Below are 24049 nucleotides of genomic sequence, written 5' to 3' on the forward strand. Positions count from 1 at the left end.
TCGGGGGTGGCTGCTTCTTGTGGGACACGCCTCGTGGCGATGACGACTGACGGTGTGGGCGGGGTGCGGTCATACGGGCAGCGGACCGGGCCGGGTGGTCAGGCCGGCGGCGCCGGAGTGGTCGCGGCCTGGGTCTCCTGGGCGCGGATCCGGCCGCGGCCCAGTACCAGGGTGCCGACGAAGCCGAGCGCGAGGGCGGCCAGGACGCCCAGGTTGGCGTACGCCCAGGCGCCGGATGTGCCGCCGAGGCCGAGCGGGCCCAGCAGATAGCCCTGCCAGGTCAGCCAGCCCGCGGAGCTGTTGGTGACCAGGCCCCAGCCGAGGGCGGTGGCGGCCAGTGTGAGCAGCAGGGGCGGCAGCGGTACGTCGCCGTAACGACCGCCCGGGCGGTAGAGGTCGGCCTCGTCGTAGTCGCGGCGGCGCAGCGCGAGGTCGGCGAGCATGATGCCGCACCAGGCGGCGATCGGGACGCCGAGGGTGGTGAGGAACCCCATGAACTGGCCCAGGAAGTCGTCGGCGAAGAAGACGATGTAGACCGAGCCGGCGATCATCAGGACGCCGTCGACCAGGGCGGCCAGGTAGCGCGGCACCCGCAGGCCCGCGGAGAGCAGGGCGAGGCCCGAGGAGTAGATGTCCAGGACCGCGCCGCCGACCAGGCCGAGGACGGCGACGACGGCGAAGGGGAGCAGGAACCAGGTGGGCAGGATGGTCGTCAGCGCGCCGATGGGGTCGGCGGCGATCGCCTTGTCCAGGGCGTCGGAGGAGCCCGCGAGCAGCAGGCCGAAGACCAGCAGGAGGAGCGGGGCGAGGGAGCTGCCGAAGGTGGTCCAGCCGATCACGCCCCGGCCCGAGGAGCTTCGGGGCAGGTAACGGGAGTAGTCGGCGGCCGCGTTGACCCAGCCGAGTCCGAAGCCGGTCATCATGAACACCAGCGCGCCGATGAACTCCTGGGCGGAGCCGGACGGGATCGCGCGCACCGTCGCCCAGTGGATGTGGTCGGCCACCAGCCCGACATAGCCGAGGGTGAGGACGCCGGTCACCACCGTGATCACGGTCTGGAGCCGCATGATCAGGTCGAAGCCCATCACTCCGCCGATCACGGTCAGGGCACAGACCACGACCAGGGCGACCACCTCGGTGCCGGTGCCGCCGCCCCAGCCCAGCCGGGCGAAGACGGTCGCGGTGGCCATGGTGGCGAGGGCGATGAGGACGGTCTCCCAGCCGACGGTGAGCACCCAGGAGACAGCCGACGGCAGCCGGTTCCCGCGCACGCCGTACGCGGCCCGGCTGAGCACCATCGTGGGTGCCGAGCCGCGTTTCCCGGCGACCGCGACGAAGCCGCAGAGCAGGAAGGAGACGAGGATGCCGAGGACTCCGGCGGCCAGTGCCTGCCAGAAGGAGATCCCGAAGCCGAGCGCGAACGCGCCGTAGCTCATTCCCAGGACGGAGACGTTCGCACCGAACCAGGGCCAGAACAGCGTGCGCGGGGTGCCCTTGCGGTCGGCGTCGCCGATCACGTCGAGGCCGTGGGTCTCCACCTGGAGCTGCCGGCCGGGTTCCCGTGCGTCCGCCATCGTCGACCCATCCGTCCAGGTGTGTTGGCTGGAGGCTAGGTCTGGCGCCGACGGGGGTCAAGGCGGGGCGATCAGGGCGGGCGGCGCTCAGCGGGCCCGCAACGGCAGCGACGGCCACCGCCCGCCGGATCCGGGGCTCCGTCAACTCCCCCGGACCGCAACCCGGTTGGGTCACCCCGATTTGACACCGCCCGGCACCCTCTCCAATCTGTGATCATGACTTCCATTTTCAACAGGAGGGACGGCTAGCGATGCGTGTGGCTTTCGTCGGCAAGGGCGGCAGCGGCAAGACCACCCTGTCGGCCCTCTTCACCCGTCGGCTGGCGCGGTCCGGCGCGCCGGTCGTCGCGATCGACGGCGACATCAACCAGCACCTGGCCCACGCCCTCGGGCTCGACGAGGACGAACTGTTCACGGCGCCCCCTCTGAGCGCGCGGACCGGTGCGATCAAGGACTATCTGCGCGGCACGAACCCCCGGATCGCGTCCCGGGAGGCCATGGTCAAGACAACCCCGCCCGGGCGCGGCTCGCGGCTGCTGCGCCTGCTCGGCGACGACGAGGTTCACTCCCGCCATGTCCAGGAGGTCGCCGGGGTGCCGCTCATGGTCACCGGGGCGTTCGCCGAGAGCGACCTCGGGGTGGCCTGCTACCACTCCAAGCTCGGCGCGGTGGAGCTCTACCTGAACCATCTGGTGGACGGGCCCGGCGAGTACGTCGTCGTCGACATGACGGCGGGCGCCGACGCCTTCGCCTCCGGCCTGTTCACCCGCTTCGACATGACGTTCCTGGTGGTCGAGCCGACCCGCAAGAGCCTCTCCGTGTACCGCCAGTACCGGGACCACGCGGCCGAGTTCGGCATCCCGGTCGCCGTGGTCGGCAACAAGGTGACCGGTGCGGACGACCTCGCCTTCCTGCGGGAGCGGGTGGGCGAGGACCTGCTGACCCACTGCGAGCTGTCGTCGTACGTCCGCGCCCAGGAGCAGGGCCGCGACGGCGGGGCGCTGGAGCCGCACAACTCCCGGGCCATGGATCGGCTGCGGGCCGCCGTGGACGCACGGGCCAAGGACTGGGACGCCTTCCAGCGGCACGCCGTGGAGTTCCATCTGCGCAACGCCGCCGCCTGGGCGAACGCGGCCACCGGCCAGGATCTGGCCGCGCAGGTCGACCCGGACTTCCGGCACGGCCCTGCGGCCCTGCCCGCCTTCGCCTGAGACCGCGCTTGTCTCCCGACTCCCTTTCGAGTAACGCCCCTTGAACAGAACAGGACACAGCCCTATGTCGCTCGACGTCTCCCCGCAGCTGCTCGCCGAAGCCGAGAACGGTGCGGTGCGGGAGGAGGACTTCGTGGATACCGTCCGTACGTCGCTGCCGTACGCGTACCAGCTCATCGCCCGGCTGACCGCCGAACTGCGCGACGGGACCGCGGAGTTCGCCGACAACCAGACCCCGCCGCCGTCGGAGAAGGAGCGCGGGCAGCTGCTGCGGGCGCTGTCCTCCGACGCGATCCGGGCCGGCCTGGAGCGGCACTTCGGGGTCGCCCTCGCCTTCCAGAACTGCCACCGGGTGGCGGTGTTCCCGCCCGAGGCGCGGGGCGGCCGGATCCACACCCGCTTCACCTCGGCGCGTTCGCAGATCCTCAACCAGTCACCCGAGTTCCGCGACTGCTGAACCGGCTCCCCGGTTCGGCTCAGCAGGCGCCGGCCCGGTGCGCCGCGGGAACTCCGCCGTCAGGGAGTGTGCCGCCGGGCCGACTCGTTCTCCTGGGCCATGCGCCGCAGCGCCGTCGGCGCGGGCTCCAGGAGGACGGTCAGCGGCAGGGCGCGTTCGGCGGCCTCCGGGCTGCCCTCGACGGCCTCGGCGGGCAGCCGGATCGTGCCCAGGGCGAGGCCGAGCGGCCCCCGGCCGTCCGGGCCGACGTGGCTGTTCAGCCGGCGATGATCTCGGCGAACCGCTCGGCACCCACGTTGCCGCCGGAGAGGATGACCCCGATCCGGCGCGGCAGCGGCGCCACCCGGTGAGCGAGCAGCGCGGCCAGACCGCTGGCGCCGCTCGGCTCGACGACGGTCTTCATCCGCTCGAAGGCGAACCGCATCGCGTCCCGGATCTGGTCGTCGCTCACCAGGGAGATGTCGTCCACCAGGCGCCGGTTGACGGAGAAGGTCAGCTCGCCGGGGATGTCGGCCGCCTGGCCGTCGGCGATGGTCCTCGGCACGGGAATGGACACCCGGTGCCCCGCCTCGAGGGACCGCTTGGTGTCGTCCCCGGCCTCGGGCTCGACCCCGACGACACGGATCCCGGGCAGCAGCCCCTTCGCGGCGGTCGCGCTGCCGGCGATCAGCCCGCCGCCCCCGACCGGTACCACCAGAGCGTCCAACTCGCCGACTTCCTCGATGAGTTCGAGGGCGGCGGTGCCCTGCCCCGCGATCACGTGCGGATGCTCGTACGGCGGGACCAGCGCGAGTCCGCGTTCGGCGGCGAGGGCCTCACCGATGGCGACACGGTCGCCGGTGTAGCGGTCGTACGTCACGATCTCCGCGCCGTATCCGGCGGTCGCCTCCAGCTTGGCGCGCGGGGTGTCCTCGGGCATCACGATCACGGCGGTGGTGCCGAGTTCACGGGCGGCGAGGGCGACGGCCTGGGCGTGGTTGCCGGACGAGTAGGCGGCGATGCCCTTGGCCAGCTGCTCGGCGGAGAGCCGGGACGCGGCGTTGTAGGCGCCCCGGAACTTGAAGGCGCCGATGCGCTGGAGGTTCTCGCACTTCAGGAAGACCTCGGCGCCGACCAGCTCGTCCAGGGTGCGCGAGCGCAGCACGGGGGTGCGGTGGGCCACTCCCTTGATCCGCGCGGCCGCGTCCTGCACGTCCTGGAGGGTCACGGGCGGGGTGTCGGGCATGTTCGTCCTCCGTTCTGGGCGCCGCCGGGCGCCGGATGGGCATCGAGCAGAGCCGTTCGACGCCTACCGCATGGAATTATTGTCTATCATCTGGACGGGAAGTCCAGACCCGGTCCGGGCGGGGGCACGGAGGCGAGCCGATGACACAGGAACCGACGGGTACGGCGGGCGAGGCGGCGCGTGCCGAACAGGACGCGATCATCGCCGCGCTGGCCCCGGTCGTCGACGGGCTCGCGGCGACCTTCGGCGCCTTCTGCGAGGTCGTCATCCATGACTACCGGCGCCCCGAGCGCTCCGTGGTGGCCATCGCCGGGTCCGTCACCGGCCGCCGGGTCGGCGGGGCGATGAGCGAGATCGGCATGAAGCTGCTGGCGGCCGGCGACGCGGCGGCCGACGAGCTGAACTACCTCACCCGCACCCGGGACGGAAAGCTGGTCAAGTCCTCCACGATGGTGCTGCGCGACTCGGCCGGTACGGCCTTCGGGGCGCTGTGCGTGAACCTCGACGTCACGGCCGTGACCCAAGTACACGCCCTGGTGGGCGACCTGGCCGGGGTCGCGGCCGGGCCCGAGACACCGCCGACCACGACGTTCGGCGACGACATCACCGCCGTACTGGACGCGATCGTCGACGCCCGCCGGCTGCGCGAGACCAGGCCGTGGCCCCAGCTCACCCGCGAGGAACGCCTGGAGCTGTTCCGCGACCTCGACCGCCAGGGCGTCTTCGCGGTGCGCGGCGCGGTCCAGCAGATCGCCGCCCGGCTCGGCATCTCCCGCGCCTCCGCGTACAACTACCTGGCGGCCACCCGCACGGACTAGGGCCTGCCGTTCGGATCACGCCGCAGACGCGGGGTGTGGCACTCCGCTGTCCTGCGACCCGATCCGAACGGCAGGCCCTGGCCGGACGGCGGCGTCATCCGATGTGCACGACCCGGGCCCAGGCGGGCGGTTCGTCCGGTACGTAGTCGGGGTTGTTCTCGTTGTACGGCCTGCCGGTGTACTGGCGGGGGAACAGCCCGACCACCGTCCGGCAGGGCGGCTGGGTCCCCGGCCAGGGTGTCTGTCCGTCGGTCAGGGCCACCACGACGTCCGGGGCGGGGCGGGCCCGCAGCGCTCTGGCGAAGCCCTCGCGCAGGTCCGTACCGCCGCCGCCCACCAGCGCGATGCCCTCCGCGCGGCACAGCGGGTGCACGGTCCGGGCGGCCGCGTCGCAGGAGACCACACTGACCAGGTCCCGGCGGCCGCCGACGGCGCGGGCGATGGCGGCCACCTCCAGCAGGGCGCTGCCCAGTTCGGCGTCGCTGACCGAGCCGGAGGTGTCGATGACGACGGAGACCCGGGGCGGGCGGCGGCGCAGGCTCGGGAGCACCACCCCGGGCAGGCTCGCCGAACGGCGTGAGGGGCGGCCGTAGTCGTAGTCGTCGCCGGCACCCGCGGCGGAGGTCGCCGAGCGGACCGCCGCGCCCAGCAGCTCCCGCCACGGCTGCGGCGGATGAAAGGCCTCCTCCGCCCAGCGCCGCCAGCCGTCGGGGGTGCTGCCCGGACGCCCGGTGATGGCCTGGGCCACCCGGAACCGCACCCCGTCCCGCTCCTGCTCGCTGAGGCCGTGCGCGCCGTCCGGCCCCAGGTCCCACTCCCGCTCGCGGCCGTCGGCGCCACTGCCGCAGTCCAGCCAGGTGAGACCCTGAGTCAGCGGTCCCAGCCGGAACCGCCGTAGGTAGTCCTCCATCAGCAGGCCCTCGTCCAGCTTCAGATTGCGTGGCCGGACGGCGCCCTGGGGCCGGGCGAGTCCGTCGCCGTAGGCGTCGTCGTTGATCTCCAGGTCCGCCGCGATGTTCATCCGCAGCCGCTCGCCGGCCCCGGTCAGCCCGCGTTGCCTGGCGACCCGGTCGCTGCGCCCGTGGTGGTCGCGCAGCAGGTGCGACACCTCGTGCACCCAGACGCCGGCCAGGTCCTGCACCGGCATCCGGTCCACGAAGGCGGGCGAGACATAGCACCGCCAGTGGGTGTCGACGGCCATGGTGGGTACCTGCCGGGACTCCACCACGTGCAGGGCGAACAGCGCGGTGGCGAGGTAGGGCCGGGCCCGGGCGGCCTGCAACCGAGCGGCGTACAGCTTCTCCAGGTCCAGTGCCCCGGCCGGTGGGGCGTTCATCGTCCGGCCTTCGCGACGACGCGCTGGGCGGCCCGGTCGGCCCGGCGGGAGACGGACACGGCTCCGGCGAGGCGTTCGACGGCCTCGGGCACGTCCCAGTCCTCCTGGCGGAGCGAGGCGAGGGTGGTGGCGGGCACGACCACCAGATCGGGGGCGCCGGTGTCCAGCGCGCGGACGAGCAGCGCCCAGGCCGCGTCCCAGCGGGCGCGGTCGGGCCGCTCGCGCACGGCGGCGACCACGCCGTCGAGCACGGCCTGGCGCAGATCACCGCGCTCGGGCAGCTCGGCAGCGCCCGGGTCGGCGAGCAGCGTCTCGGGGTCCGGGAGCTCCATCCGGTCCACGCTCGCCAGCAGTTCGAGGCCCGGGCCGTCCCCGACCGTGCCCCGCACCAGCAGGGAGAGCACGTCCCGGGAGGAGCCGGCGGCGTGCGCGAAGGCGACCAGGCGCAGGGTCATGTCCCAGCTTCGGGGTGACGGCCAGGCGCCGCCCCGGCGCGTCTCGCCGCTGGGCAGCCGGTGGACGAGCGTGGGCCGGGTGGCGAGCAGGCCGCACACCGCGCGGCGCGCGAAGTCGACGGCGGCGGACAGCTTGTCCGGGTCGAGCCGGGGCAGGGTCGCCCGCGGCCAGGTGCCGCCGAGGCCGCGTACGACGACCTCGTGGTCGTGGGCCCACTGCAGATGCACGAACCGGTTGGCCAGCGGCGGGCTCAGCTCCCAGCCGTCGGCCGCCGAGGAACGCGGGTTGGCCGCCGCCACGATCCGTACCCCCGGCGGGAGCCGAAGGGCGCCGACCCGCCGTTCCAGGACGAGCCGGAGCAGGGCGGCCTGCACGGCGGGCGGCGCGGTGGACAGCTCGTCCAGGAAGAGCAGGCCCCGGCCGGCCTTCACCAGCCGTACCGCCCAGTCCGGCGGGGCCATCGGGACGCCCTGGACGGCGGGGTCGTCTCCTACGACGGGCAGCCCGGAGAAGTCGGACGGCTCGTGCACGCTGGCGATCACCGTGGTCAGCGGCAGGTCGAGGGCCTCGGCCAGCTGGGTCAGGGCGGCGGTCTTGCCGATGCCGGGCTCGCCCCACAGCAGGACGGGCAGGTCGGCGGCGACGGCGAGGGTGAGCGCCTCCAGCTGGGTGTCCGGCCGGGGTTCGGTGGCGGAGTCGGTGAGAAGCTTCAACAGGTCTTCGGCGACGTCGAGTTGGGCGGGAGCGTAAGGGGGCATGTCTGATCACCTTGGGGTGTGAGTAAGCAAGTGGGTGTGGGTCAGCGCCAGGTGGCGGGGCGGGGGCCCAGGCGCGGGTCGCGGGACCGCGGCCGCCGCCGTTGCCGGGTGCGGACGGGGCCGGTGCCGGGTCCGGCGAGGCCCGCCCGGTAGAGGCCGTACGCGATCCGCCGGTGCGCGGCCGACTCCAGTTCGTCCTTCAACGGGCCGTCGCGCAGCACGGCTTCGGGTCCCAGCAGTCCTGCGACGACGGCGAGCGCGCCGGCGATGTCCCCGTGGTCGAGGCGTTCGCGGACGCCGGTGAGGCAGTCCGGGCGGCGGTGTGCCTCGTCGATGATCCGCAGGCAGGGCAGCGGCGGGCCGCCGAGCGCCACCAGCATTTCCTCGCGCCGGAGTTCGTCCGGGGCGTGGTCCAGCGGGGACAGCACGCCGTCGACCAGGCCGATGCGGTGGAGGGCGCCCCGGCACTCCACGAGACGTGACTGCCCGGCCGGGTCCGGGCGCGGGGTCCGGGCGGCCGCCGCGTGTCCGGGCACGAGTGCGCCGGCGACCAGCGGATGGAGCCGGCCGGCGTCGATCAGCCCGGCGCGCAGCAACTCCAGGTCGGGGAGGGTCCAGGTCGCCGCGTCGGGGAGGACGGGCAGTGCCCCGGTGTCCTCGCCGGGGCTCGTGGTCGCCGTCCCGTCGGCCGCGAGGTGCAGGGCGAGCCGCCGCCGGCCACGCAGGTGGACGGCGACGGTTCCGCTGTCCTGCCCCTCGGCGCGCAGGCTGTCCCGCCCCTCGGCGCGCAGCACGATCCTGGCCTCCTCCGCCCATCGGTCCGTGGCACACGACGACGGTGCGGGGCCGGTGCCGGAGTCGGTGTGCGGTTCGGCGGCAAGGCCCGCGCACGGCCCTTCGCCGCCGGTGTGCCGGCCGGCGCCGGACCGGGTCCGCAGGTCGCCGGCGGCGCCCGCGTCCCACAGGTGGCGGTGCAGGTCGAAGCGGAAGCGGCGGCTGGGGCGCGGATGCGGATGTCCCCGGGCGGCGGCCTCGCCCAGGTTTCCTTCCCAGAGCGAGAGGCTGATCCGCTGCCCGGCGTCCGCCCAGGCCGGCGGGGTCCGGGCCACGAGCTGCACGGATTCCGGCCCGATGTCATATCGGGCGAGCGGCATGGTCAGCCCGGGCCGCAGCAGCCCGTCGGGCGCGATTCTCGGCAGATGCCAGCGCAGCAGGTCGGGAGCGAGCCGGCGCAGATCGGCCCGGACCCGTTCCCTGACGTCCCGGCCCCGGGTACGGGCCAGGGCACGCAGGTCGAGGTCGACGTCGAAACCGGCGGCGGCACATGCCCCCGCCCAGTCCCCGGCGTCGCGCCGGGCGGTCGCGGTGTCGATCATGGCGGGCGGTACGGCGAACTCGCGCACCCGCCGCCAGAGGGAGAGCCGGGTGTCCTCGTACACGGGGTGAGTGGCCATCAGCACTCACCTTGCGTGGACGGGACCCCCATTCTGTGAACAGAGTGAGTGGTCATCGCGGGGAGCATACGGCGGGGCCGCCCCGGTCGGCCAGGCAATTACGCGGCTCCCCGCACGTGACGCGGATCACCTCGGCCGAGTGCAGCGTTCTGTCGCTCCCAGGGCCTTTTCCCAGGTGTAGGCAGCCGGGGAGAGCGGGGACCGTGAGAACCGAGGGAACGGAGCAGGCTCGGGCCGGTGAGTACGACGAGTTCGTGGCGGCCCGCTGGTCGGGGTTGTTCCATCTGGCCCGTCTGCTCACCGGTGGCGATCGGCATCGGGCCGAGGATCTGTTGCAGGAATCCTTGGTCAAGCTGTGGTTCGTCTGGCCGAAGATCGCCGACGAGGCACCGGAGGCGTACGTCCGCAAGGTGCTGGCCCGCGCGGCCGCACGGTCGGCACGGCGGCGCTGGTGGGGCGAGCGCCCCGTCGAGGAACTGCCCGAGGTCGCGGCGGCCGGCGACCTGTCGGCGGCCGTGGCCGAGCGTTCCCGCCTGGAGTCCGCGCTCGCCCTGCTGACCCCGCGCCAGCGGGCCGCGGTCGTCCTGCGCTACTACCAGGACCTGCCCGACCGGCAGGTCGCCGAGGTGCTGGGGTGCCCGGTGGGCACGGCCCGCTCGCACGCGGCGCGCGGTGTGGCCCGGCTGCGTCAGCTGCTGGCCGACGTCATCGAGCCGGTGGGGTGAGGGAGAAGCCATGGATCACTTCGAGCGGCAGTTGACGCAGTTGATGCACGGCGAGCGGGAGACGGCGGCGTTCGAGCCCCGGCACCGGGACCGGCTGCGGGCCGGTGTGCAGGCGCGGCGGCGCGTGCGCGCGGCCCAGCGGGCGGCCGGCGGTGTCCTCGCGGTCGCGGGGCTCTGCCTCGGTCTCTTCCTGTGGCCCCACGCCGGTGTCCACGACGAGCCCAGCGCGCCCCACCCGTGGCCCGCGACCAGCCCCGGCCCGACCACGGGTACGACACCGGGGCCGAGCCCCTCCCCCACCGCATCGCCCACCGGGGCCACGACCTCGGCCCCGCCGCCCGTGGACACCTCCTCGCCCTCGGCCACCGTCTCGGCCACGAACGGACATTCGGCCTCGTCGACGCCGTCCGGGACGACCACCCCGGACTCGGGCGCGACCTCGTCGGAGAGCACGTCCACGGACACGTCCGGGGACTCCACGGCCACCTCGCCTCCTCCGTCGGCGCCCACGACCGAGGGGGCCGACCCGTCGAACTCGGCCGGCTCGGCCGGCTAGCGAGCAGCCCTCCGTCCCTGATCCCACCCCGCCGGGTGTGCCTTCGGCACGCCCCGAGAACGAGTACGAATGCGAGAAAACACCATGAAACGGGCCCAGTTCATGCCTCCTCAAGCCACCTCGCCGACCCCGGCTCCCTCGCCTCCGAGCCACCTCGACGAGCCGGTCCTGGACCTGGCCGTGCCGGTGTTCAACGAGGAGAAGGACCTGGAGCCGAGCGTGCGGCGGCTCCACGCGCATCTGCGGGACACGTTCCCGTACCCCTTCCGTATCACCGTCGCCGACAACGCCAGCACGGACGCCACTCCGCTGATCGCCGCCCGCCTCGCCGGCGAATTCCCCGAGGTCGAGTGGATACGGCTGGCCGAGAAGGGGCGCGGGCGGGCCCTGCGGGCCGCCTGGACGAGATCGCGGGCGACCGTCCTCGCCTATCTCGACGTGGACCTGTCGACCGGACTCGCCGCGCTGCTGCCGCTCGTCGCCCCGCTGCTCTCGGGCCACTCCGACCTGGCCATCGGCACCCGGCTGGCGCCCGGCGCCCGGGTGGTGCGCGGCCCCCGGCGGGAGGTCGTCTCGCGCTGCTACAACGTCCTGCTGCGCTGCACCCTTTCGGTCCGGTTCTCGGACGCCCAGTGCGGTTTCAAGGCGGTGCGCCGGGACGCCGCCGAGCGGCTGCTGCCGCTGGTGCGGGACTCCGGGTGGTTCTTCGACACCGAGTTGCTGGTCGCCGCCGAGCGGGCCGGGCTGCGGATCCACGAGGTGCCGGTCGACTGGGTGGACGACCCGGACAGCCGGGTCGCGCTGCTGTCCACCGCGCTCGCCGATCTGCGCGGCATCGCCAGGGTCGGCTGGGCGCTGGCCCGGGGCGCGTTGCCGGCCGGCCGACGCGAACGGCGGTCCGTGACACCGGTGGCCGTCATGGCTCTCACGCATCTCCTGCTGTACGCGGCCGTGCGCCCGGCCACCGGCGCGCAGGTGGCCAACTCCCTCTCCCTGCTGGCCTGTTGGACTGTCGCCCAGGCGGCCCTGGGCGCGCTTCCGCTGCCCGCGCTGGCGGTCCGACTGGCTCTCACCGCCGGTTCGCTCGCCGCCCTGCGGCACACCGTGCCCGCCGCCGGGCACCGCGCCGAACTCGCCGTACTGGCCGCCGCCCATCTGGCCCTCGTGCCCGGGGTGTGGCCGCTCGGCCGGAACCGGACGGAGTCCGAGGCCTCGTGACGACACCTGTGACGATCACGCCCCCGGCCCTGCCCGAGGCCCCCGCTCCCGGTTCTCCCGAAGCCCCTGTCCTCCGGCGGTGGCTGCGCCGCTACGGCCCGGTCCTCGCGATGTACGGGGTCCTGAAGCTCATCGGGTTCGGCTCGTTCATGTATCTGCTGGACTCGGCCGGGGACTTCCGCAGGAAGCATCCGCGCTTCGGGGGCGGCGCGCACACCTGGGACGTGCTGGGCACCTGGGACGGCTGGTGGTACCAGCAGATCGCCCTGCACGGCTACCACCCCGAGCTGGTCCCGGTCCCCGGCGCCACCGGCCTGATCACCCTCCAGGGCAACTCGGCCGCGTTCTTCCCGCTCTACCCGGCGCTCATGCGGCTGGCCATGGAGGTCACCGGTCTCGGCCCGTTCGGTGCCGGGCTGCTGGTGTCGGTGGTGGCCTCGTTCACGGCGGCGCTGGGCATCCACGCCGTCGCCGCGTGGTTCGGCGGCCGCCGGGCGGGGCTGGCGGCGGCCGGACTCTGGGCCGTGTGGCCGGGGTCCGGCGTGGAGTGGGCGGTCTACTCGGACTCGCTGTATGTGGCACTCGCCGCCTGGGCCCTGTACGCGATACTGACCCGCCGCTGGCTGACGGCGGGGGTGCTGACCTTCGCGGCCGGCCTCAACCGGCCCACCGCCGCCGCCCTGATCGCCGCGCTCGCCCTGGCCGGGCTGCTCGCGCTGCGCCGCCGCGAGGACGGCGTCACCCGTCCGCTGACTGCGATGCTCGTGGCCCCGCTGGGTCTGCTCGGTTACCTCGGCTGGGTGGGCCACCGGATGGGCGACTACGGCGGCTACTTCAGGCTCCAGTCGGGTGCGTGGGGGCACGAGTTCGACTACGGCAGGCAGACCCTGGACGTCCTGACGTCCGTCGCCGTGGGCCACTTCGGCTATCTCTTCGCGCTTCCGTTCGCGGACGTCATCGGGGTCGGTGTCGTGCTGCTGGATCTCGCGCTGCTGCCGCTGCTGATCCGGCTGCGGCCGCCGGCGGTGCTGGTCGTCCACACGGTGCTCACCCTGGCCCTGGTGCTCGGCAGCCAGCAGTACTTCGCCAACGTCTCGCGCTATCTGCTGCCCGCCTTCCCGCTGTTCGTCCCGCTCGCGGTCGCGCTGCGCCGTGTCGGCCTGCCCTGCCAGTTCCTCCTGCTGGGCCTCGCGGCACTGGCCTCCGGCTCGTACGCGGGGTACGCGCTGTTCGAACTCGGGGTGCCCTAAAGGGTGTCAGGCGCACCGCCGGACACCCCGTGGCGACGGCTCAGCCCTTCTTGACGGCCACCCCGCCGTAGAAACCGATGTCCTGGGAGCCCTCCGGCGGGGTGGCGTCCGGGCGCCAGAACGGGACCTGGATCAGGCCGGGTTCGATCAGCTCGAAACCGTCGAAGAACTGCTCGATCCGGGCGCGGGGGCGCAGGTTCATGGTGGCGGTCGCGTTGTTGTAGACGGCCTGGGCCTCGCTGCGGTCGTCGGCGAAGTCGTCCGTGGCGTGCGAGAGCACCAGGAAGCTGCCGGCCGGGAGCGCGTCGCGCAGCGTGGCCACGATCCGCTCGGGCTCCTCCGCGTCGCGGATGAAGTGCAGGATGGCGACGAGGAACAGGGCGACGGGCTGGTCGAAGTCGATAATGCGGCGGACCTCGGGGTGCTCCACGACGGACTGCGGGTCGCGCAGGTCGGCGAGGACGATGCTGGTGGTGCCGGCCCGGTTGAGCAGCGCGTCGGCGTGTGCCTTCACGATCGGGTCGTTGTCGACGTAGGCGACGCGGACGCCCGGGGCGGCCTCCTGGGCGATCTCGTGCACGTTCGGCGAGGTGGGCAGCCCGGTGCCGACGTCCAGGATCTGGCGGACCCCGCTGTCGATGACGTGCCGGACGGCGCGCTGCAGGAAGCCGCGGTTGGCCCGTACCGAGATCCACACCTCGGGCGCCACGGCGGCGAGCTGGTCACCGGCCGTGCGGTCCACCTCGTAGTTGTCCTTGCCGCCCAGCAGGTAGTCGTAGATCCGCGCGGGATGCGGCTTGCTGGTGTCGATCTCCACGGGGTGCGTACCGTCCTGCGTCACGTGTGCTCCTCTCGATGACCGCCCCGGCCCCCCTTGGCACACCGACGGCTGGCGACAGCTTTCCATATCAACTCCGGTGCTTGTGCACGGAGTTCCGGCAGCGGACCGCACACCGCTCGCCCCTGTCGCGACGTGCCGGTCTCCGTCGACGGCGCCGTGCGTGCGAGGCCGGCCGGTGGGTGGAGTCGCCTGACCGGGGCCGGTCTGGCTACCATCTGGCCCAGGTGCCCGGGCAGGTGGCCCGGATTGGTTGGGGGTTTCTCATGGTCAGTGGTCGTGTGGTGCGGTTCGACAGCACGCGCGGGTACGGTTTCATCACTCCGGACGGTGGCGGGGAAGACGTCTTCCTGCATGTGAACGACATGCAGATGCCCGAGTCCTACGTCCGCCCGGGCGTGGCCGTGGAGTTCGAGATCGAGAGCGGCGAGCGTGGGCCGAAGGCGTCCGGTGTCCGGCTCGCCCGGGGAGCCGACGTCCGGACGCTCGGTCCGGACGACGATTCGCTCTGTGATCTGCTGAGCGCGGACGAGTTCACCCGCGAGGTCACCGAGACACTGCTGGCGTCGGCGCCCACGCTCACCGCCGAGGAGATCGTGCGGGTCCGCGGCGCACTGGCCCAGTTCGCGAAGAACCACGGCTGGATCGAGGGCTGACCCGCCCACGGCGGGCAGGGCGGCCGGCTCAGGCGTCGCGGGAGCGAAGCAGCCGTCCGCCCGCCGTGAGGGCGGCGACCGTCCAGAGAGCCAGTACGCCCAGTCCCTGCCAGGGGCCGATGGGCAGGGTGCCGACGCCGACGGTGGTCTGGACGGCCAGCCCCGCCGTCATCGGCGCGATCTGCTGGACATGGCGCTGCCAGTCCGGGTCGGCGATCACCTGGGCGAGGATCGGGAGGACGAACAGCAGGGCCAGGACGAGACCGATCGCGGTGGCCGAGCTCCGCACGGCGAGCGCCAGGCCCAGGCTCAGCAGGCCGATCAGAACCAGGTAGAGGACCGAGCCGACCGCGGCCCGCAGGGTCGCTGCGTCGGTCAGCGACAGGGCCGGGTATCCGTGTGCCTGGGTGAAGCCCCGGCCCGGCCCGGCCAGCCGCCCGATCAGCAGCGAGCCGAGCACCGAGACGGTCGCGGCCGCCAGTGTGACCGCCGTGAGGACGGCGGCCTTGGCGGACAGGACCGTCAGCCGGCGCGGGACCGCCGTGAGGGTCGTGCGCATCATGCCGGTGCCGTACTCGTTGCCGACCATGAGGACGGCGACGACCGCGACCGCGACCTGTCCGACCATGACCCCGGTCAGGCACAGCCGCGCCGGGTCACCGCCGCAGCCGGCGGCATCGCACCGGGACGTCGACGCCACCCCGGCACCCACCGCCACCGTCAGCGCGATCACGCCCAGCAGCAGCCGGACGTTGGCCGCGTCGGTGCGCAGCTTCGTCCACTCCGCGTGCCCGGCGCGCCTCATACGTCCCTCCGGCGCAGCAGCACGACCCCGGTGCCGAACGCGACGGCCGCGTAGGCGCAGAGCACCGCGAAACCGGCCCAGGGTGTGAGCGGGAAGTAACCCGACGACGGCGCGTAGACAGTGACCACCTGGTCGTAGCGCACGAGGCTCTGCTGGACGGCGAAGCCGGCGGCCGGGGTGACCCGCAGCAGCCACTCGGCCGCCCCGTCGGGCAGTACGGAGGCCGTCGCCAGCAGGTACGGCAGGACCATGGAGACGACGACCACGGTGATGGCGACGGCACCGCGCCGCAGGACCGTGCCCACACCGAGGGCTAAGACGGCGGCCGCGGCCAGCAGCAGCCCGGTGCCGACGACGACCCGCACCTCGGTGCCGGCCGGCACGGTGAGCACCGGGAAGCCCGCGGCCCGCGAGCGCCGTCCGCCCAGCGGCACCATCACGGCGGCGGCGACCGTCCCGGCGAGGAAGGCCACCCCGCCCACCACGAGGGCCTTGGCCACCAGGACGCGGCCCCGGCGGGGGCCGGCGGCCAGGGTGAGGCCGATCAGTCCGCGCCGGTACTCGGCGGTGATGTATCCGGCGGCGACCACCACGACCACGACGAGTCCGGCGAACGCGCCGACCAGGAAGTTCTCGATGCTGCGCACACCGCTGGCGGCCGGGCCGCCCACCACCGGGGCGATGTCCCCGGCCCCGGTGACCGTGAAACCGGTACCGGACGGGGTGGCCTGCCCCTTGGTGTCCTGGGTGTAGCTGCCGGAGACCCCCGCGCCCTCGCCCACCTGGCGGTACCGCCAACCGCCTGGCGTCCAGTGCCCGCCCAGGGCGGGTTGCCCGAAGGTCCCGGTGGCCACCGCGGGCGCGAACCCGGCGCCGGTCCCGGTGGACCGCTCGGCCGCCGGCGAGGTCACGAACAGCCCGACCTGCGCGGTGTCGGGGAGCCCGGCGAGCCGCGCGGTGCCGACCTCGGTCCAGGTGCGGCCGTCGGCCGACCGGTAGCCGGTGAGGACGTCGCCCGCGCGCCGCAGCCTGAGCCAGCGCGGCGACCGTGCGGAGACCTCGCCCGCCGGCGCGGCCACGTCGTGCGTGTAGTCGTACTGCATCCGCACGCCGTGGCTGCCGGTGACCATGACCGCCGCGTACGAAGACCCCTGTTCCAGGCCGTCCTTGACGATGATGCCGGCCTTCGCCCAGGGCGCGAGGCCGGGTTCGGTGCGGCCGGGGTCGGTGGCGATCACGCCGGTCAGCGCGGTCACGGAGACGGTGAGGGTGCCGTCGCCCCTCAGGGGCTGGTGCACGAAGGAGAAGTCGTCGTTGACGGCTTCGCCGCCGGGGCCGACGGGCAGGGACGAACCGCCGTCGGCGGCCGCGTTGCCGGCGGCGGTGGCGAGCAGTCCGACCAGGCAGACGAGGAGGACGGCGGCGCAGCAGCTCACCCACCAGCCGCGCACGGTACGGAACTTGGTCCACTCCGCGTGCAGCAGCGCGCCGAACCCGCCGAGGGCGGCGGTGGTCATCGGCCCGCCTCCTCGGGGAGGGTCCCGCGGTACTGGACGGCGTCACGGGTCAGTTCCATGTAGGCCTCTTCGAGGGAGGCGCGGTGCGCGGCGACCTCGGCGAACGGGACGTGGTGGCCGGTCAGGAGCGAGACGACGTTCTCTGCGGCAAGACCGGTGACGGTGACCGTGTCGGGTCCGGTGGAGCTGACGGTGGCGCCGGAGCGGGCGAGGACGGTCATGGCCCGGGTGCGCTCCGAGGTGCGCAGGGTGACCTGTCCCCGGGAGACCGACTCCAGGAGTGCACGCACGCTCATGTCGGCGACGACCCGGCCCCGGCCGACGACGATGACATGGTCGGCGGTGTCCTGGAGTTCGCCCATGAGGTGGCTGGAGACCAGGACGGCCCGGCCCTGTCCGGCGAGGGAGGCGAGGAAGCCGCGCATCCACCGGAAGCCCTCCGGGTCGAGGCCGTTGAACGGCTCGTCCAGCATGATCGCGGGTGGGTCGCCGAGCAGGGCGGCCCCGATGCCGAGCCGTTGCCGCATCCCCAGCGAGAAGCCGCCCGCCTTCCGGTTCGCCACGTCCTCCAGGCCGACCTGCCGGAGCACCTCGGCGACGCGTCCGGCGCGCAGGCCCTGGGAGTGCGCCAGCCACAGCAGATGGTGGCGGGCGGTGCGGGCGGGCTGGACGGCGGCGGCGTCGAGCAGCGCCCCGATGTGGGTGAAGGGGGTGCGCAGTTCCTGGTAGCGGCGGCCGCCGACCAGTGCGCTGCCCCGGTCGGGCCGGTCCAGGCCGAGGATCACCCGCATCGTGGTGGACTTGCCGGCGCCGTTCGGGCCGACGAAGCCGGTGACCTGTCCGGGCCGGACGGTGAACTCCATGCCGTCCAGGGCCTGCACACGCCCGAAGCGCTTGCGTAAGTCCCTGACCTCGATCGTCGTTTCCATGCCCGCCAGGCTAGGAAGCGCGAAGGCCGGTCGCGTCACCCCTGGGAGCCAGCTTTCCCGTCCCTCGCACGGGGGATGACCAGTCCCGACTCGTAGGCGGCGATGACGGCCTGGGTGCGGTCGCGCAGCCCGAGCTTGGCGAGGATCCGGCTGACGTGGGTCTTGACCGTCTCCTCGCCGACGACGAGCCGGGCCGCGATCTCCGGGTTGGACAGCCCCTCGGCGACGAGCAGCAGGACCTCGGTCTCGCGGGCGGTGAGCGTGCCCGGCCGGGCCGGCGGGGTGCTCGCGGCGGCGCGGGCGGGCAGCCGGGCGAACTCGCTGATCAGCCGGCGGGTGATGCCGGGTGCGAGCAGCGCGTCGCCGGCCGCCACGACCCGTACGGCGTCGAAGAGCCGCTCCGCGGTGACCTCTTTGAGGAGGAAGCCGCTGGCCCCGGCGCGCAGGGCGTCGTAGACGTACTCGTCCAGGTCGAAGGTGGTGAGGATGAGGACACGGGGTCCGTCCGGCCGCTCCGGTGCGGTGCCGAGGAGCCGGCGGGTGGCCTCGATGCCGTCGAGGCCCGGCATACGGATGTCCATGAGGACGACGTCCGGGCGGGTCTCGTGACAGACGCGGACCGCCTCGGTGCCGTCGGACGCGGTGCCGACGACGGTGAAGTCGGGCTGGGAGTCCAGCAGTGCGCCGAAGCCGGTCCGGACGACCAGGTGGTCGTCGGCGATCACGACGCGGACCGGCGGGGTGGTGTCGTTCATGCGCTCTCTTCCGTGCGGGCCTCGAGGCCGTCGGGTGGCGGGACCGGGAAGCGGGCCGCCACCAGGAAACCGCCGGCGTCCGGCGTGCCGGTGCGGACCTCGCCGGCCACCGTGGCGGCCCGTTCCCGCATGCCCAGCAGGCCGTGTCCGTCGGCCGTTCGCCCCGGGGCGGGACCGGGGCCGTTGTCACGGACGCGCAGGTGCAGGCGGTCGTCGGCGTAGTGCAGTTCGACGTCCACGGCGGCGCCCGGCGCGTGTTTGCGGGCGTTGGTGAGGGACTCCTGGACGATGCGGTAGACGGCGAGTTCGACACCGGGGTCGAGGGCGCGGGGGTAACCGCTGAGGACCAGGCGGACGGTGGCGCCGGAGGCCGTACGGGCCTCGTCCAGAAGTTCGTTGAGGTGGCCGAGGTCCGGCTGGGGACTGCGCTCGCCGCCGGTACCGGACCCGGTGTCCTCACGCAGGACACCGAGCAGCCGGCGCGTCTCGGTGAGCGCGGCGCGGGCGGTGTCCCCGATGCCGAGGAGGCGTTCGGCGCCCTGGGCGGGCATGCCCGGGGTGGCCACCCGGGCCGTCTCGGCCTGTACGGCGATCATCGAGAGGTGGTGGCCGACGACGTCGTGGAGTTCGCGGACGATCCGGGCCCGCTCGCCGCGCGCCGCGTTCTCCCACTCGGTCACGGCCATGACCCGGCGTACGGCGGTGTGTTCACGGTCGTGGTCGGCGGCCCGCCCGGCGAGTCCGGCGCAGGCGGCGCAGGGGGCGAGGACCGCCAGCAGCACCGCACGGGTGTCCGCGGACGACGCCAGCGCCAGGGCGAGGAACGGTGCGCCGAGGAGCAGCGCGGACAGCGCGGAGCCGGTACGGGCCAGCCGGTACTGGGCGACGGTCTGGGCGGCGAAACCCGCGACCGTCAGGGTGTGGAGGATCGTGAAGGAGCCGAGGCTCGCGGCGGTGACCGTGACAGCGGCCGTCAACGGGCGCAAGAACGCCAGTGGTAGCGCCGTCGACAGGCAGAACAGACCTACGACCAGAGCGAATTGCACTCCGCCGGATCCGCCGGAGGCGCGGTCCGCGAACATCCGGGGGACGGAGCCGTGTCCGGCGACGAACTCCGCGAGGGACTCGGTGACCGCGAGGATCCCGAGCAACACGGCCCAGGCGTACGGCCGTTGCGCGATCCGGCGCAGCATCCGACGTCGGCTGTCCCGCCATGCCCCCGCACGCATCACGCCGGTCAGTATGGCAGCGGACGCAGCCGGCGGGCGGGCGGCGACACCTGGCGGGCCGCTGCCCGGCCACCGTAACCACGCTGTGGCGAGGGTCACACTCCCGGCGTCGAACTTTGGCTCTCGCCCTGCATCTAGTCCGCGTTCGGTTCACAGAGCGGCTGCGGAGCAACCCCCCTCCGGGGCCGTCCCGTCCATTCAGCAAGGAACAACTCAATGGGTTTTGTGGCTTATCTGCGCGGCTTCGTCCCCTGGATCGTCGCCGGTGTCGTCTCGGGCGTCGTCGACTGGCGCTGGGGTGCGCTCGGCGGTCTCGTCTCGGGGCTGCTGCTCCTGATCCAGGACCTCCGTCGAGGGGTCGACCTCGACGCGCTGATCCTCGAGGCCAGCACCATCGTGTACTTCGTCGTCATCGGCGCCGTCTCCGTCGCGGACCCGGACTCGTCGCTCCAGGACCACTCCGACGTCCTCTCGTTCGTCTGGCTGGGCGCCACCGCCTGGGGCTCCCTGGCGATCCGCCGTCCCTTCACACTGGGCATCGCCAAGCGCCAGACGCCCCGCGAGTACTGGGACATGCCGGAGTTCCTCCAGGTCAACAACCACATCACCAGTGCCTGGGGAGCCGGCTTCACCTTCATCGCGGTGAGCCTGGCCATCGGCAACGCCGTGGACGCCCCGGCGTGGGTGGGCATCACCGCCCATGTCATCGGCCTGGTCGGCCCGATCGTCTTCACGAAGGTGTACCCCGAGCGGGCCCAGCGGCGCCTGCTGGAGTCCCAGGGCCTGACGTCCACCGTCTGACCGTCCGCAGCGGGCGGCCGCGGAACCCATCGCCGCGGCCGTCCGGCCTGATCGAGAACGCGGCCGGCAGCGCCCTGCCGGGCCCGACAAGGAAAGCAGCATGACCGAAGAGACCACCCTCCCCCTGTACCTGCGGGGCCGCTTCGCCCCGGTTCCCGAGGAGCACAGCGCCCACGACCTCACCGTGCGCGGCACCCTCCCGCCCGACCTGGACGGCCGTTATCTGCGCAACGGCCCCAACCCGCTGCCCGGCGAGGACAAGGGGCACTGGTTCACCGGCCCCGGCATGCTGCACGGCATCCGGCTGCGCGACGGCCACGCCGAGTGGTACCGCAACCGGTGGATCCGCACCCGAGAGCTGGAGGGGCATCCGTTCGTCCGCGAGGACGGCAGCGTCGACCTGGCCGCGACGCCCGGCAACACCCATGTCATCCGGCACGCGGACACGGTGCTGGCCCTGTGCGAGGTCGGCCTGCCCTACTGGGTCACCCCGTCGCTGGAGACCGTCGGCCCCTACGACTTCGGAGGCCGGCTGACCACCTCGATGACCGCCCATCCGAAAGAGGATCCGATCACCGGTGAACTGCACCTGTTCGGTACCGGGTTTGCCCCGCCTTATCTCACCTACCACCGGGTCACCGCGGAAGGGGAACTGCTCGACAGCCGGCCGATAGCGGTGCCGGGGCCGACGATGATGCACGACTTCGCCATCACCGAGCACCACATCGTGTGGATGGACCTGCCCGTCGCCTTCGACCCGGACCTCGCCGGACGCGGCGGCATGCCCTACCGATGGGACGACGGCTACGGCGCCCGGCTCGGCATCATGTCCCGCACCCCCGGAAGCACCGACGTGCGCTGGTTCGACATCGATCCCTGCTACGTCTTCCACGTCGGCAACGCCCACGAGGACGAGCGGGGGCGGATCGTCCTCGACGCGGTGCGCTACGACCGCCTCGGCTTCGACCACGCCTGGGGCGACATCGGCGGGCCCTCCGGCCCGGCCGTCGTACCGGAACCGGGTCACACCGGCGCGACCGCCGTGCTGTACCGCTGGGCGCTGGACCCGGCGACCGGACGGGTCACCGAGTCCCAGCTGGACGACCGGGACGCCGAGTTCCCCACCCACAACGAGACCCTCACCGGCCGCGCGAACCGGTATCTGTACACCGTCTCGGGCGACGGCATCGCCAAGCACGACCTGACGGGCGGGGGCAGTGAGCTGCACGCGACGCCCGGCGCCCGCTACGCGGGCGAGGCCGTGTTCGTCCCGGCGGCGGACGGCAGGAGCGAGGACGAGGGCTGGCTGCTGTCCCTCGTCTCGAACGACGACGGCGAGGCCGGCGAACTGCTCGTCCTCGACGCGCGGGAACTCTCCGTCCAGGCGGTGGTGGAGCTGCCGTACGCCGTCCCGGCCGGTTTCCACGGAAGCTGGCTGCCGGAGCTCACCGAAGAGGCCTAGCAGGAACTCCGTCACACTGGGTGCGCCGGGAGTTGTGTCCGGCGCACCCGCCTGTACGAAAGTCCCCCCACCATCAGTACACGTCCGCATGGAGGCATTCGCTTCATGGTGTTTCTCGATCCCCCCACGGATGAGGAACTCACCCGCAGGGCCCAGTCCGGAGAGACTGCGGCCCTCGGGCTGTTGCTGGCCCGCCACCAGGCGCCGATGCGCGCGGTGGCGCTGAGCCTGCTCGGCTACGGCCCCGACGCGGAGGACGCGGTGCAGGACGCCGTGGTCACCGCGCTACGGCGGATCGGCGACGTCCGCGATCCGGCGGCCGTCGGCGCGTGGCTGCGCGCGATCGTGCGCAACACCTCCCGTATGCGGCTGCGCACCGGCCGGGAGACACCCGGTCTGGACCGGCTCGACCGGCTGGACACGGGCACCGACGAGTCGTCGCACCCGGAGCGGGTCGTCGACCGGCACGCCATGCGGGACTGGATCTGGAACGCGATGACGGAACTGCCGCAGCAGTTGCGGCTGGTGCTGATGCTGCGGCACTTCAGCGGCATCACCTCCTACCAGGAGATTGCCGGCGCCTGCGAGATACCGGTCGGGACGGTCCGCAGCCGGCTCAGCCAGGCCCGGGGAAAGCTCGCCGAGGTGCTGCTGAGGACCGCCACGGAGGCCCACGACGACGCGTCCCGTCTCGTCGAGGACAGCCGCAAGGAGGCCGAACTCACGCTGGACGGCGCGCTGCGCGGCCGTCAGCCCAGGGAGATCCTGGAGCTGTGGCCGGCGGAGACCGAACTGGTCGGCGTACTCCGCACGCCGGGCGAACGCTGCCACCCTTTCCCGGCCATGGAACGGACCCGGCAGAGCGGGATCACCCAGCACCTGCGCCATGTGGTGGCCAGCCCGGACATCACCATCTGGGAGATGACGACCGTCAATCCCGACGGCATCCCGCATCCCTGCCCGCCGACCCTCGCCTGGCTCATGATCCGCAGGCCCGACCGAAGGGTCCAAAGCCTCCGCGTGGTCTTCCCGGGGCGGCCCGCATGATCCGGGAGACCGCCGAGGCCGCCCTCGCCGAGGACACGGCGCTCACTCTTGCCGCGCAGGCCGGCGAGGTGACCGCCCTCGGTCTGCTGCTCGAACGCCATCGTGCGGGGATGCGCGCGGTGGCGCTGAGCATCCTGGGGCCGGGCCCGGACGCCGACGACGTACTCCAGGAAGCGGCCCTGACCGCACTGCGGCGGATCGGCGACGTCCGCGATCCGGGGGCGGTCGGCGCATGGCTGCGGATGATCGTCCGCAATGCGGCCCGCTCCCTGCTGCGGGCCGCGGTTCCCGCCCGCCCGGTGGACGAGGGCCTGCACCTGCCGGCCACGGAGGCCGGTCCGGAGCAGTGGCTCGAAGAGAGCGCGCTGCGGGACTGGGTCTGGGAGGCCCTGGAGGAGCTGACCCCGGTGCTGCGGCTGCCGTTGGTGCTGCGCCACTTCACCACCGGGGTCAGCTCCTACGAGCAGATCGCCCATGCCTGCGGGGTCCCGGTCGGCACCGTCCGCAGCAGGCTCAGCCAGGGCCGGGCCAAGCTCGCGGCCGCGCTGGCCGCCACTGCGGACACCGCGCACGGCGACACCGGCCGGCGCGCCCGGGAGACCCGGACCCAGGCCCGGGAGACGCTGGCCGCCGCCGAGAGCGGGCACTTCGCCCGGCTCCTCACGGAGCGCTGGTCGCCGGAGATCGCGCTGCTCAGGGGGACCGACCGGGTCGGCGGCGGCGACCTCCTGGTCCGTGCCATGGACGGCGACATCGAGGCCGGGGTACGACAGCGGCTCGCCCATGCGGTCGCCGGACGGACGCTGGCCGTCTGGGAGATGGACATCGTCAATCCGTCCGACAACCCGGAGCACTGCCCGCCCACGGTGGCCTGGCTGATGACGCTGGACGAGGCCGGACGGGTGCACCGGCTGCGGCTCTTCCATCCCCGGCCGTTGCCGACCATGGAGCTGCTCCCGGTGCTGTGACCCG

The 24049-nt window shown here is 73.3% G+C and carries 23 protein-coding genes; 12 read left to right on the forward strand and 11 right to left on the reverse strand.

From position 1 onward, the window contains the following. Nucleotides 1-98: 98 nt before the first annotated feature. Entirely contained in the window at nucleotides 99-1574 is a 1476-nt protein-coding gene (locus ACFWXC_RS14060; RefSeq protein WP_384478123.1) for a purine-cytosine permease family protein, read from the reverse strand. A 251-nt stretch (nucleotides 1575-1825) separates the two neighbouring features. Here ACFWXC_RS14060 and ACFWXC_RS14065 point away from each other — a divergent pair, with 251 nt between their 5' ends. Together ACFWXC_RS14065 and ACFWXC_RS14070 are read left to right on the forward strand one after the other, a co-directional pair. Beyond that, nucleotides 1826-2785, forward strand: coding sequence for an adenylyl-sulfate kinase (locus ACFWXC_RS14065; protein ID WP_384478126.1), 960 nt, complete (start codon nucleotides 1826-1828; stop codon nucleotides 2783-2785). A gap of 64 nt (nucleotides 2786-2849) precedes the next feature. After that, nucleotides 2850-3242 (forward strand): SCO5389 family protein, encoded by a 393-nt coding sequence (locus ACFWXC_RS14070; protein ID WP_384478129.1) that lies wholly within the window; start codon nucleotides 2850-2852, stop codon nucleotides 3240-3242. A gap of 256 nt (nucleotides 3243-3498) precedes the next feature. On the opposite strand, the gene ACFWXC_RS14075 is transcribed toward ACFWXC_RS14070, so the two are convergent. Further along, nucleotides 3499-4467, reverse strand: coding sequence for a threo-3-hydroxy-L-aspartate ammonia-lyase (locus ACFWXC_RS14075; protein WP_384478132.1), 969 nt, complete (start codon nucleotides 4465-4467; stop codon nucleotides 3499-3501). 140 nt (nucleotides 4468-4607) lie between these two features. Between ACFWXC_RS14075 and ACFWXC_RS14080 the strand changes: the two genes are divergently transcribed. Continuing rightward, the gene (locus ACFWXC_RS14080) at nucleotides 4608-5285 is read left to right on the forward strand and encodes a transcriptional regulator (protein ID WP_384478135.1); all 678 of its coding nucleotides are present in this window, start codon (nucleotides 4608-4610) and stop codon (nucleotides 5283-5285) included. Between the two features lie 94 nt (nucleotides 5286-5379). Here the strand turns inward: ACFWXC_RS14080 and ACFWXC_RS14085 are convergent, their stop codons facing one another. The 3 genes from ACFWXC_RS14085 to ACFWXC_RS14095 are packed head-to-tail and all read right to left on the reverse strand — an operon-like array spanning nucleotide 5380 to nucleotide 9289. Beyond that, on the reverse strand, nucleotides 5380-6621 hold the full coding sequence (locus ACFWXC_RS14085) for a VWA-like domain-containing protein (RefSeq protein WP_384478138.1): 1242 nt from the start codon (nucleotides 6619-6621) through the stop codon (nucleotides 5380-5382). Further along, the gene (locus ACFWXC_RS14090; protein WP_384478141.1) at nucleotides 6618-7835 is read right to left on the reverse strand and encodes an AAA family ATPase; all 1218 of its coding nucleotides are present in this window, start codon (nucleotides 7833-7835) and stop codon (nucleotides 6618-6620) included. Before ACFWXC_RS14090 ends, ACFWXC_RS14085 begins: the two co-directional genes overlap by 4 nt. Nucleotides 7836-7876: 41 nt before the next feature. After that, nucleotides 7877-9289: a hypothetical protein gene (locus tag ACFWXC_RS14095; protein ID WP_384478144.1), complete on the reverse strand. Its 1413-nt coding sequence runs from the start codon at nucleotides 9287-9289 to the stop codon at nucleotides 7877-7879. A gap of 203 nt (nucleotides 9290-9492) precedes the next feature. Here ACFWXC_RS14095 and ACFWXC_RS14100 point away from each other — a divergent pair, with 203 nt between their 5' ends. From ACFWXC_RS14100 to ACFWXC_RS14115, 4 genes are all read left to right on the forward strand, one after another. Further along, entirely contained in the window at nucleotides 9493-10014 is a 522-nt protein-coding gene (locus ACFWXC_RS14100; protein ID WP_384478147.1) for a SigE family RNA polymerase sigma factor, read from the forward strand. 10 nt (nucleotides 10015-10024) lie between these two features. Then, nucleotides 10025-10570: a hypothetical protein gene (locus ACFWXC_RS14105; RefSeq protein WP_384478149.1), complete on the forward strand. Its 546-nt coding sequence runs from the start codon at nucleotides 10025-10027 to the stop codon at nucleotides 10568-10570. An 84-nt stretch (nucleotides 10571-10654) separates the two neighbouring features. Beyond that, nucleotides 10655-11788 (forward strand): glycosyltransferase, encoded by a 1134-nt coding sequence (locus ACFWXC_RS14110; RefSeq protein ID WP_384478152.1) that lies wholly within the window; start codon nucleotides 10655-10657, stop codon nucleotides 11786-11788. Nucleotides 11789-11898: 110 nt separating this feature from the next. Then, the gene (locus ACFWXC_RS14115; protein WP_384478511.1) at nucleotides 11899-13038 is read left to right on the forward strand and encodes a hypothetical protein; all 1140 of its coding nucleotides are present in this window, start codon (nucleotides 11899-11901) and stop codon (nucleotides 13036-13038) included. Between the two features lie 40 nt (nucleotides 13039-13078). Here the strand turns inward: ACFWXC_RS14115 and ACFWXC_RS14120 are convergent, their stop codons facing one another. Beyond that, a complete protein-coding gene (locus ACFWXC_RS14120; RefSeq protein ID WP_384478154.1) occupies nucleotides 13079-13879 on the reverse strand; it encodes an SAM-dependent methyltransferase in 801 nt (266 codons plus the stop codon). Nucleotides 13880-14142: 263 nt separating this feature from the next. Between ACFWXC_RS14120 and ACFWXC_RS14125 the strand changes: the two genes are divergently transcribed. Next, on the forward strand, nucleotides 14143-14532 hold the full coding sequence (locus ACFWXC_RS14125) for a cold-shock protein (RefSeq protein ID WP_384478158.1): 390 nt from the start codon (nucleotides 14143-14145) through the stop codon (nucleotides 14530-14532). Nucleotides 14533-14560: 28 nt separating this feature from the next. Here ACFWXC_RS14125 and ACFWXC_RS14130 read toward each other — a convergent pair whose 3' ends face one another. Genes ACFWXC_RS14130 through ACFWXC_RS14150 form a run of 5 tightly spaced genes read right to left on the reverse strand, consistent with a single transcriptional unit; the run spans nucleotide 14561 to nucleotide 19767 of the window. Further along, nucleotides 14561-15337, reverse strand: coding sequence for an ABC transporter permease (locus ACFWXC_RS14130; RefSeq protein WP_384478161.1), 777 nt, complete (start codon nucleotides 15335-15337; stop codon nucleotides 14561-14563). Next, nucleotides 15334-16854: an ABC transporter permease subunit gene (locus tag ACFWXC_RS14135; RefSeq protein WP_384478163.1), complete on the reverse strand. Its 1521-nt coding sequence runs from the start codon at nucleotides 16852-16854 to the stop codon at nucleotides 15334-15336. The genes ACFWXC_RS14130 and ACFWXC_RS14135 overlap by 4 nt, the downstream gene beginning before the upstream one ends. Continuing rightward, nucleotides 16851-17783 carry an ATP-binding cassette domain-containing protein gene (locus ACFWXC_RS14140; protein ID WP_384478166.1) on the reverse strand — a complete coding sequence of 311 codons (933 nt, stop codon included), beginning with the start codon at nucleotides 17781-17783 and terminating at the stop codon, nucleotides 16851-16853. The genes ACFWXC_RS14135 and ACFWXC_RS14140 overlap by 4 nt, the downstream gene beginning before the upstream one ends. Before the next feature lie 35 nt (nucleotides 17784-17818). After that, nucleotides 17819-18538, reverse strand: coding sequence for a response regulator (locus tag ACFWXC_RS14145; protein ID WP_384478168.1), 720 nt, complete (start codon nucleotides 18536-18538; stop codon nucleotides 17819-17821). Beyond that, the gene (locus ACFWXC_RS14150; RefSeq protein ID WP_384478513.1) at nucleotides 18535-19767 is read right to left on the reverse strand and encodes a sensor histidine kinase; all 1233 of its coding nucleotides are present in this window, start codon (nucleotides 19765-19767) and stop codon (nucleotides 18535-18537) included. The genes ACFWXC_RS14145 and ACFWXC_RS14150 overlap by 4 nt, the downstream gene beginning before the upstream one ends. A 216-nt stretch (nucleotides 19768-19983) precedes the next feature. Between ACFWXC_RS14150 and ACFWXC_RS14155 the strand changes: the two genes are divergently transcribed. The 4 genes from ACFWXC_RS14155 to ACFWXC_RS14170 all read left to right on the forward strand — a co-directional run bounded on the left by ACFWXC_RS14155 (nucleotide 19984) and on the right by ACFWXC_RS14170 (nucleotide 24045). After that, nucleotides 19984-20568, forward strand: a complete 585-nt coding sequence (locus tag ACFWXC_RS14155; protein WP_384478171.1) for a hypothetical protein — start codon at nucleotides 19984-19986, stop codon at nucleotides 20566-20568. A 100-nt stretch (nucleotides 20569-20668) separates the two neighbouring features. Next, nucleotides 20669-22030, forward strand: coding sequence for a carotenoid oxygenase family protein (locus ACFWXC_RS14160; protein ID WP_384478174.1), 1362 nt, complete (start codon nucleotides 20669-20671; stop codon nucleotides 22028-22030). A 105-nt stretch (nucleotides 22031-22135) separates the two neighbouring features. Continuing rightward, nucleotides 22136-23077 carry an RNA polymerase sigma factor gene (locus ACFWXC_RS14165; protein ID WP_384478177.1) on the forward strand — a complete coding sequence of 314 codons (942 nt, stop codon included), beginning with the start codon at nucleotides 22136-22138 and terminating at the stop codon, nucleotides 23075-23077. Then, the gene (locus ACFWXC_RS14170; RefSeq protein WP_384478180.1) at nucleotides 23074-24045 is read left to right on the forward strand and encodes an RNA polymerase sigma factor; all 972 of its coding nucleotides are present in this window, start codon (nucleotides 23074-23076) and stop codon (nucleotides 24043-24045) included. Before ACFWXC_RS14165 ends, ACFWXC_RS14170 begins: the two co-directional genes overlap by 4 nt. Nucleotides 24046-24049 lie beyond the last annotated feature (4 nt).

The organism is Streptomyces sp. NPDC058683, assembly GCF_042716195.1.
Taxonomy (GTDB): Bacteria; Actinomycetota; Actinomycetes; order Streptomycetales; family Streptomycetaceae; genus Streptomyces.

Bases quoted from the DNA above. Each gene is read 5' to 3' on its own strand.
- ACFWXC_RS14060 (WP_384478123.1), bottom strand. From the start codon at position 1,574: ATGGCGGACGCACGGGAACCCGGCCGGCAGCTCCAGGTGGAGACCCAC.
- ACFWXC_RS14065 (WP_384478126.1), top strand. From the start codon at position 1,826: ATGCGTGTGGCTTTCGTCGGCAAGGGCGGCAGCGGCAAGACCACCCTG.
- ACFWXC_RS14070 (WP_384478129.1), top strand. From the start codon at position 2,850: ATGTCGCTCGACGTCTCCCCGCAGCTGCTCGCCGAAGCCGAGAACGGT.
- ACFWXC_RS14075 (WP_384478132.1), bottom strand. From the start codon at position 4,467: ATGCCCGACACCCCGCCCGTGACCCTCCAGGACGTGCAGGACGCGGCC.
- ACFWXC_RS14080 (WP_384478135.1), top strand. From the start codon at position 4,608: ATGACACAGGAACCGACGGGTACGGCGGGCGAGGCGGCGCGTGCCGAA.
- ACFWXC_RS14085 (WP_384478138.1), bottom strand. From the start codon at position 6,621: ATGAACGCCCCACCGGCCGGGGCACTGGACCTGGAGAAGCTGTACGCC.
- ACFWXC_RS14090 (WP_384478141.1), bottom strand. From the start codon at position 7,835: ATGCCCCCTTACGCTCCCGCCCAACTCGACGTCGCCGAAGACCTGTTG.
- ACFWXC_RS14095 (WP_384478144.1), bottom strand. From the start codon at position 9,289: ATGGCCACTCACCCCGTGTACGAGGACACCCGGCTCTCCCTCTGGCGG.
- ACFWXC_RS14105 (WP_384478149.1), top strand. From the start codon at position 10,025: ATGGATCACTTCGAGCGGCAGTTGACGCAGTTGATGCACGGCGAGCGG.
- ACFWXC_RS14110 (WP_384478152.1), top strand. From the start codon at position 10,655: ATGAAACGGGCCCAGTTCATGCCTCCTCAAGCCACCTCGCCGACCCCG.
- ACFWXC_RS14115 (WP_384478511.1), top strand. From the start codon at position 11,899: ATGTACGGGGTCCTGAAGCTCATCGGGTTCGGCTCGTTCATGTATCTG.
- ACFWXC_RS14125 (WP_384478158.1), top strand. From the start codon at position 14,143: ATGGTCAGTGGTCGTGTGGTGCGGTTCGACAGCACGCGCGGGTACGGT.
- ACFWXC_RS14130 (WP_384478161.1), bottom strand. From the start codon at position 15,337: ATGAGGCGCGCCGGGCACGCGGAGTGGACGAAGCTGCGCACCGACGCG.
- ACFWXC_RS14135 (WP_384478163.1), bottom strand. From the start codon at position 16,854: ATGACCACCGCCGCCCTCGGCGGGTTCGGCGCGCTGCTGCACGCGGAG.
- ACFWXC_RS14140 (WP_384478166.1), bottom strand. From the start codon at position 17,783: ATGGAAACGACGATCGAGGTCAGGGACTTACGCAAGCGCTTCGGGCGT.
- ACFWXC_RS14145 (WP_384478168.1), bottom strand. From the start codon at position 18,538: ATGAACGACACCACCCCGCCGGTCCGCGTCGTGATCGCCGACGACCAC.
- ACFWXC_RS14150 (WP_384478513.1), bottom strand. From the start codon at position 19,767: ATGCGTGCGGGGGCATGGCGGGACAGCCGACGTCGGATGCTGCGCCGG.
- ACFWXC_RS14155 (WP_384478171.1), top strand. From the start codon at position 19,984: ATGGGTTTTGTGGCTTATCTGCGCGGCTTCGTCCCCTGGATCGTCGCC.
- ACFWXC_RS14160 (WP_384478174.1), top strand. From the start codon at position 20,669: ATGACCGAAGAGACCACCCTCCCCCTGTACCTGCGGGGCCGCTTCGCC.
- ACFWXC_RS14165 (WP_384478177.1), top strand. From the start codon at position 22,136: ATGGTGTTTCTCGATCCCCCCACGGATGAGGAACTCACCCGCAGGGCC.
- ACFWXC_RS14170 (WP_384478180.1), top strand. From the start codon at position 23,074: ATGATCCGGGAGACCGCCGAGGCCGCCCTCGCCGAGGACACGGCGCTC.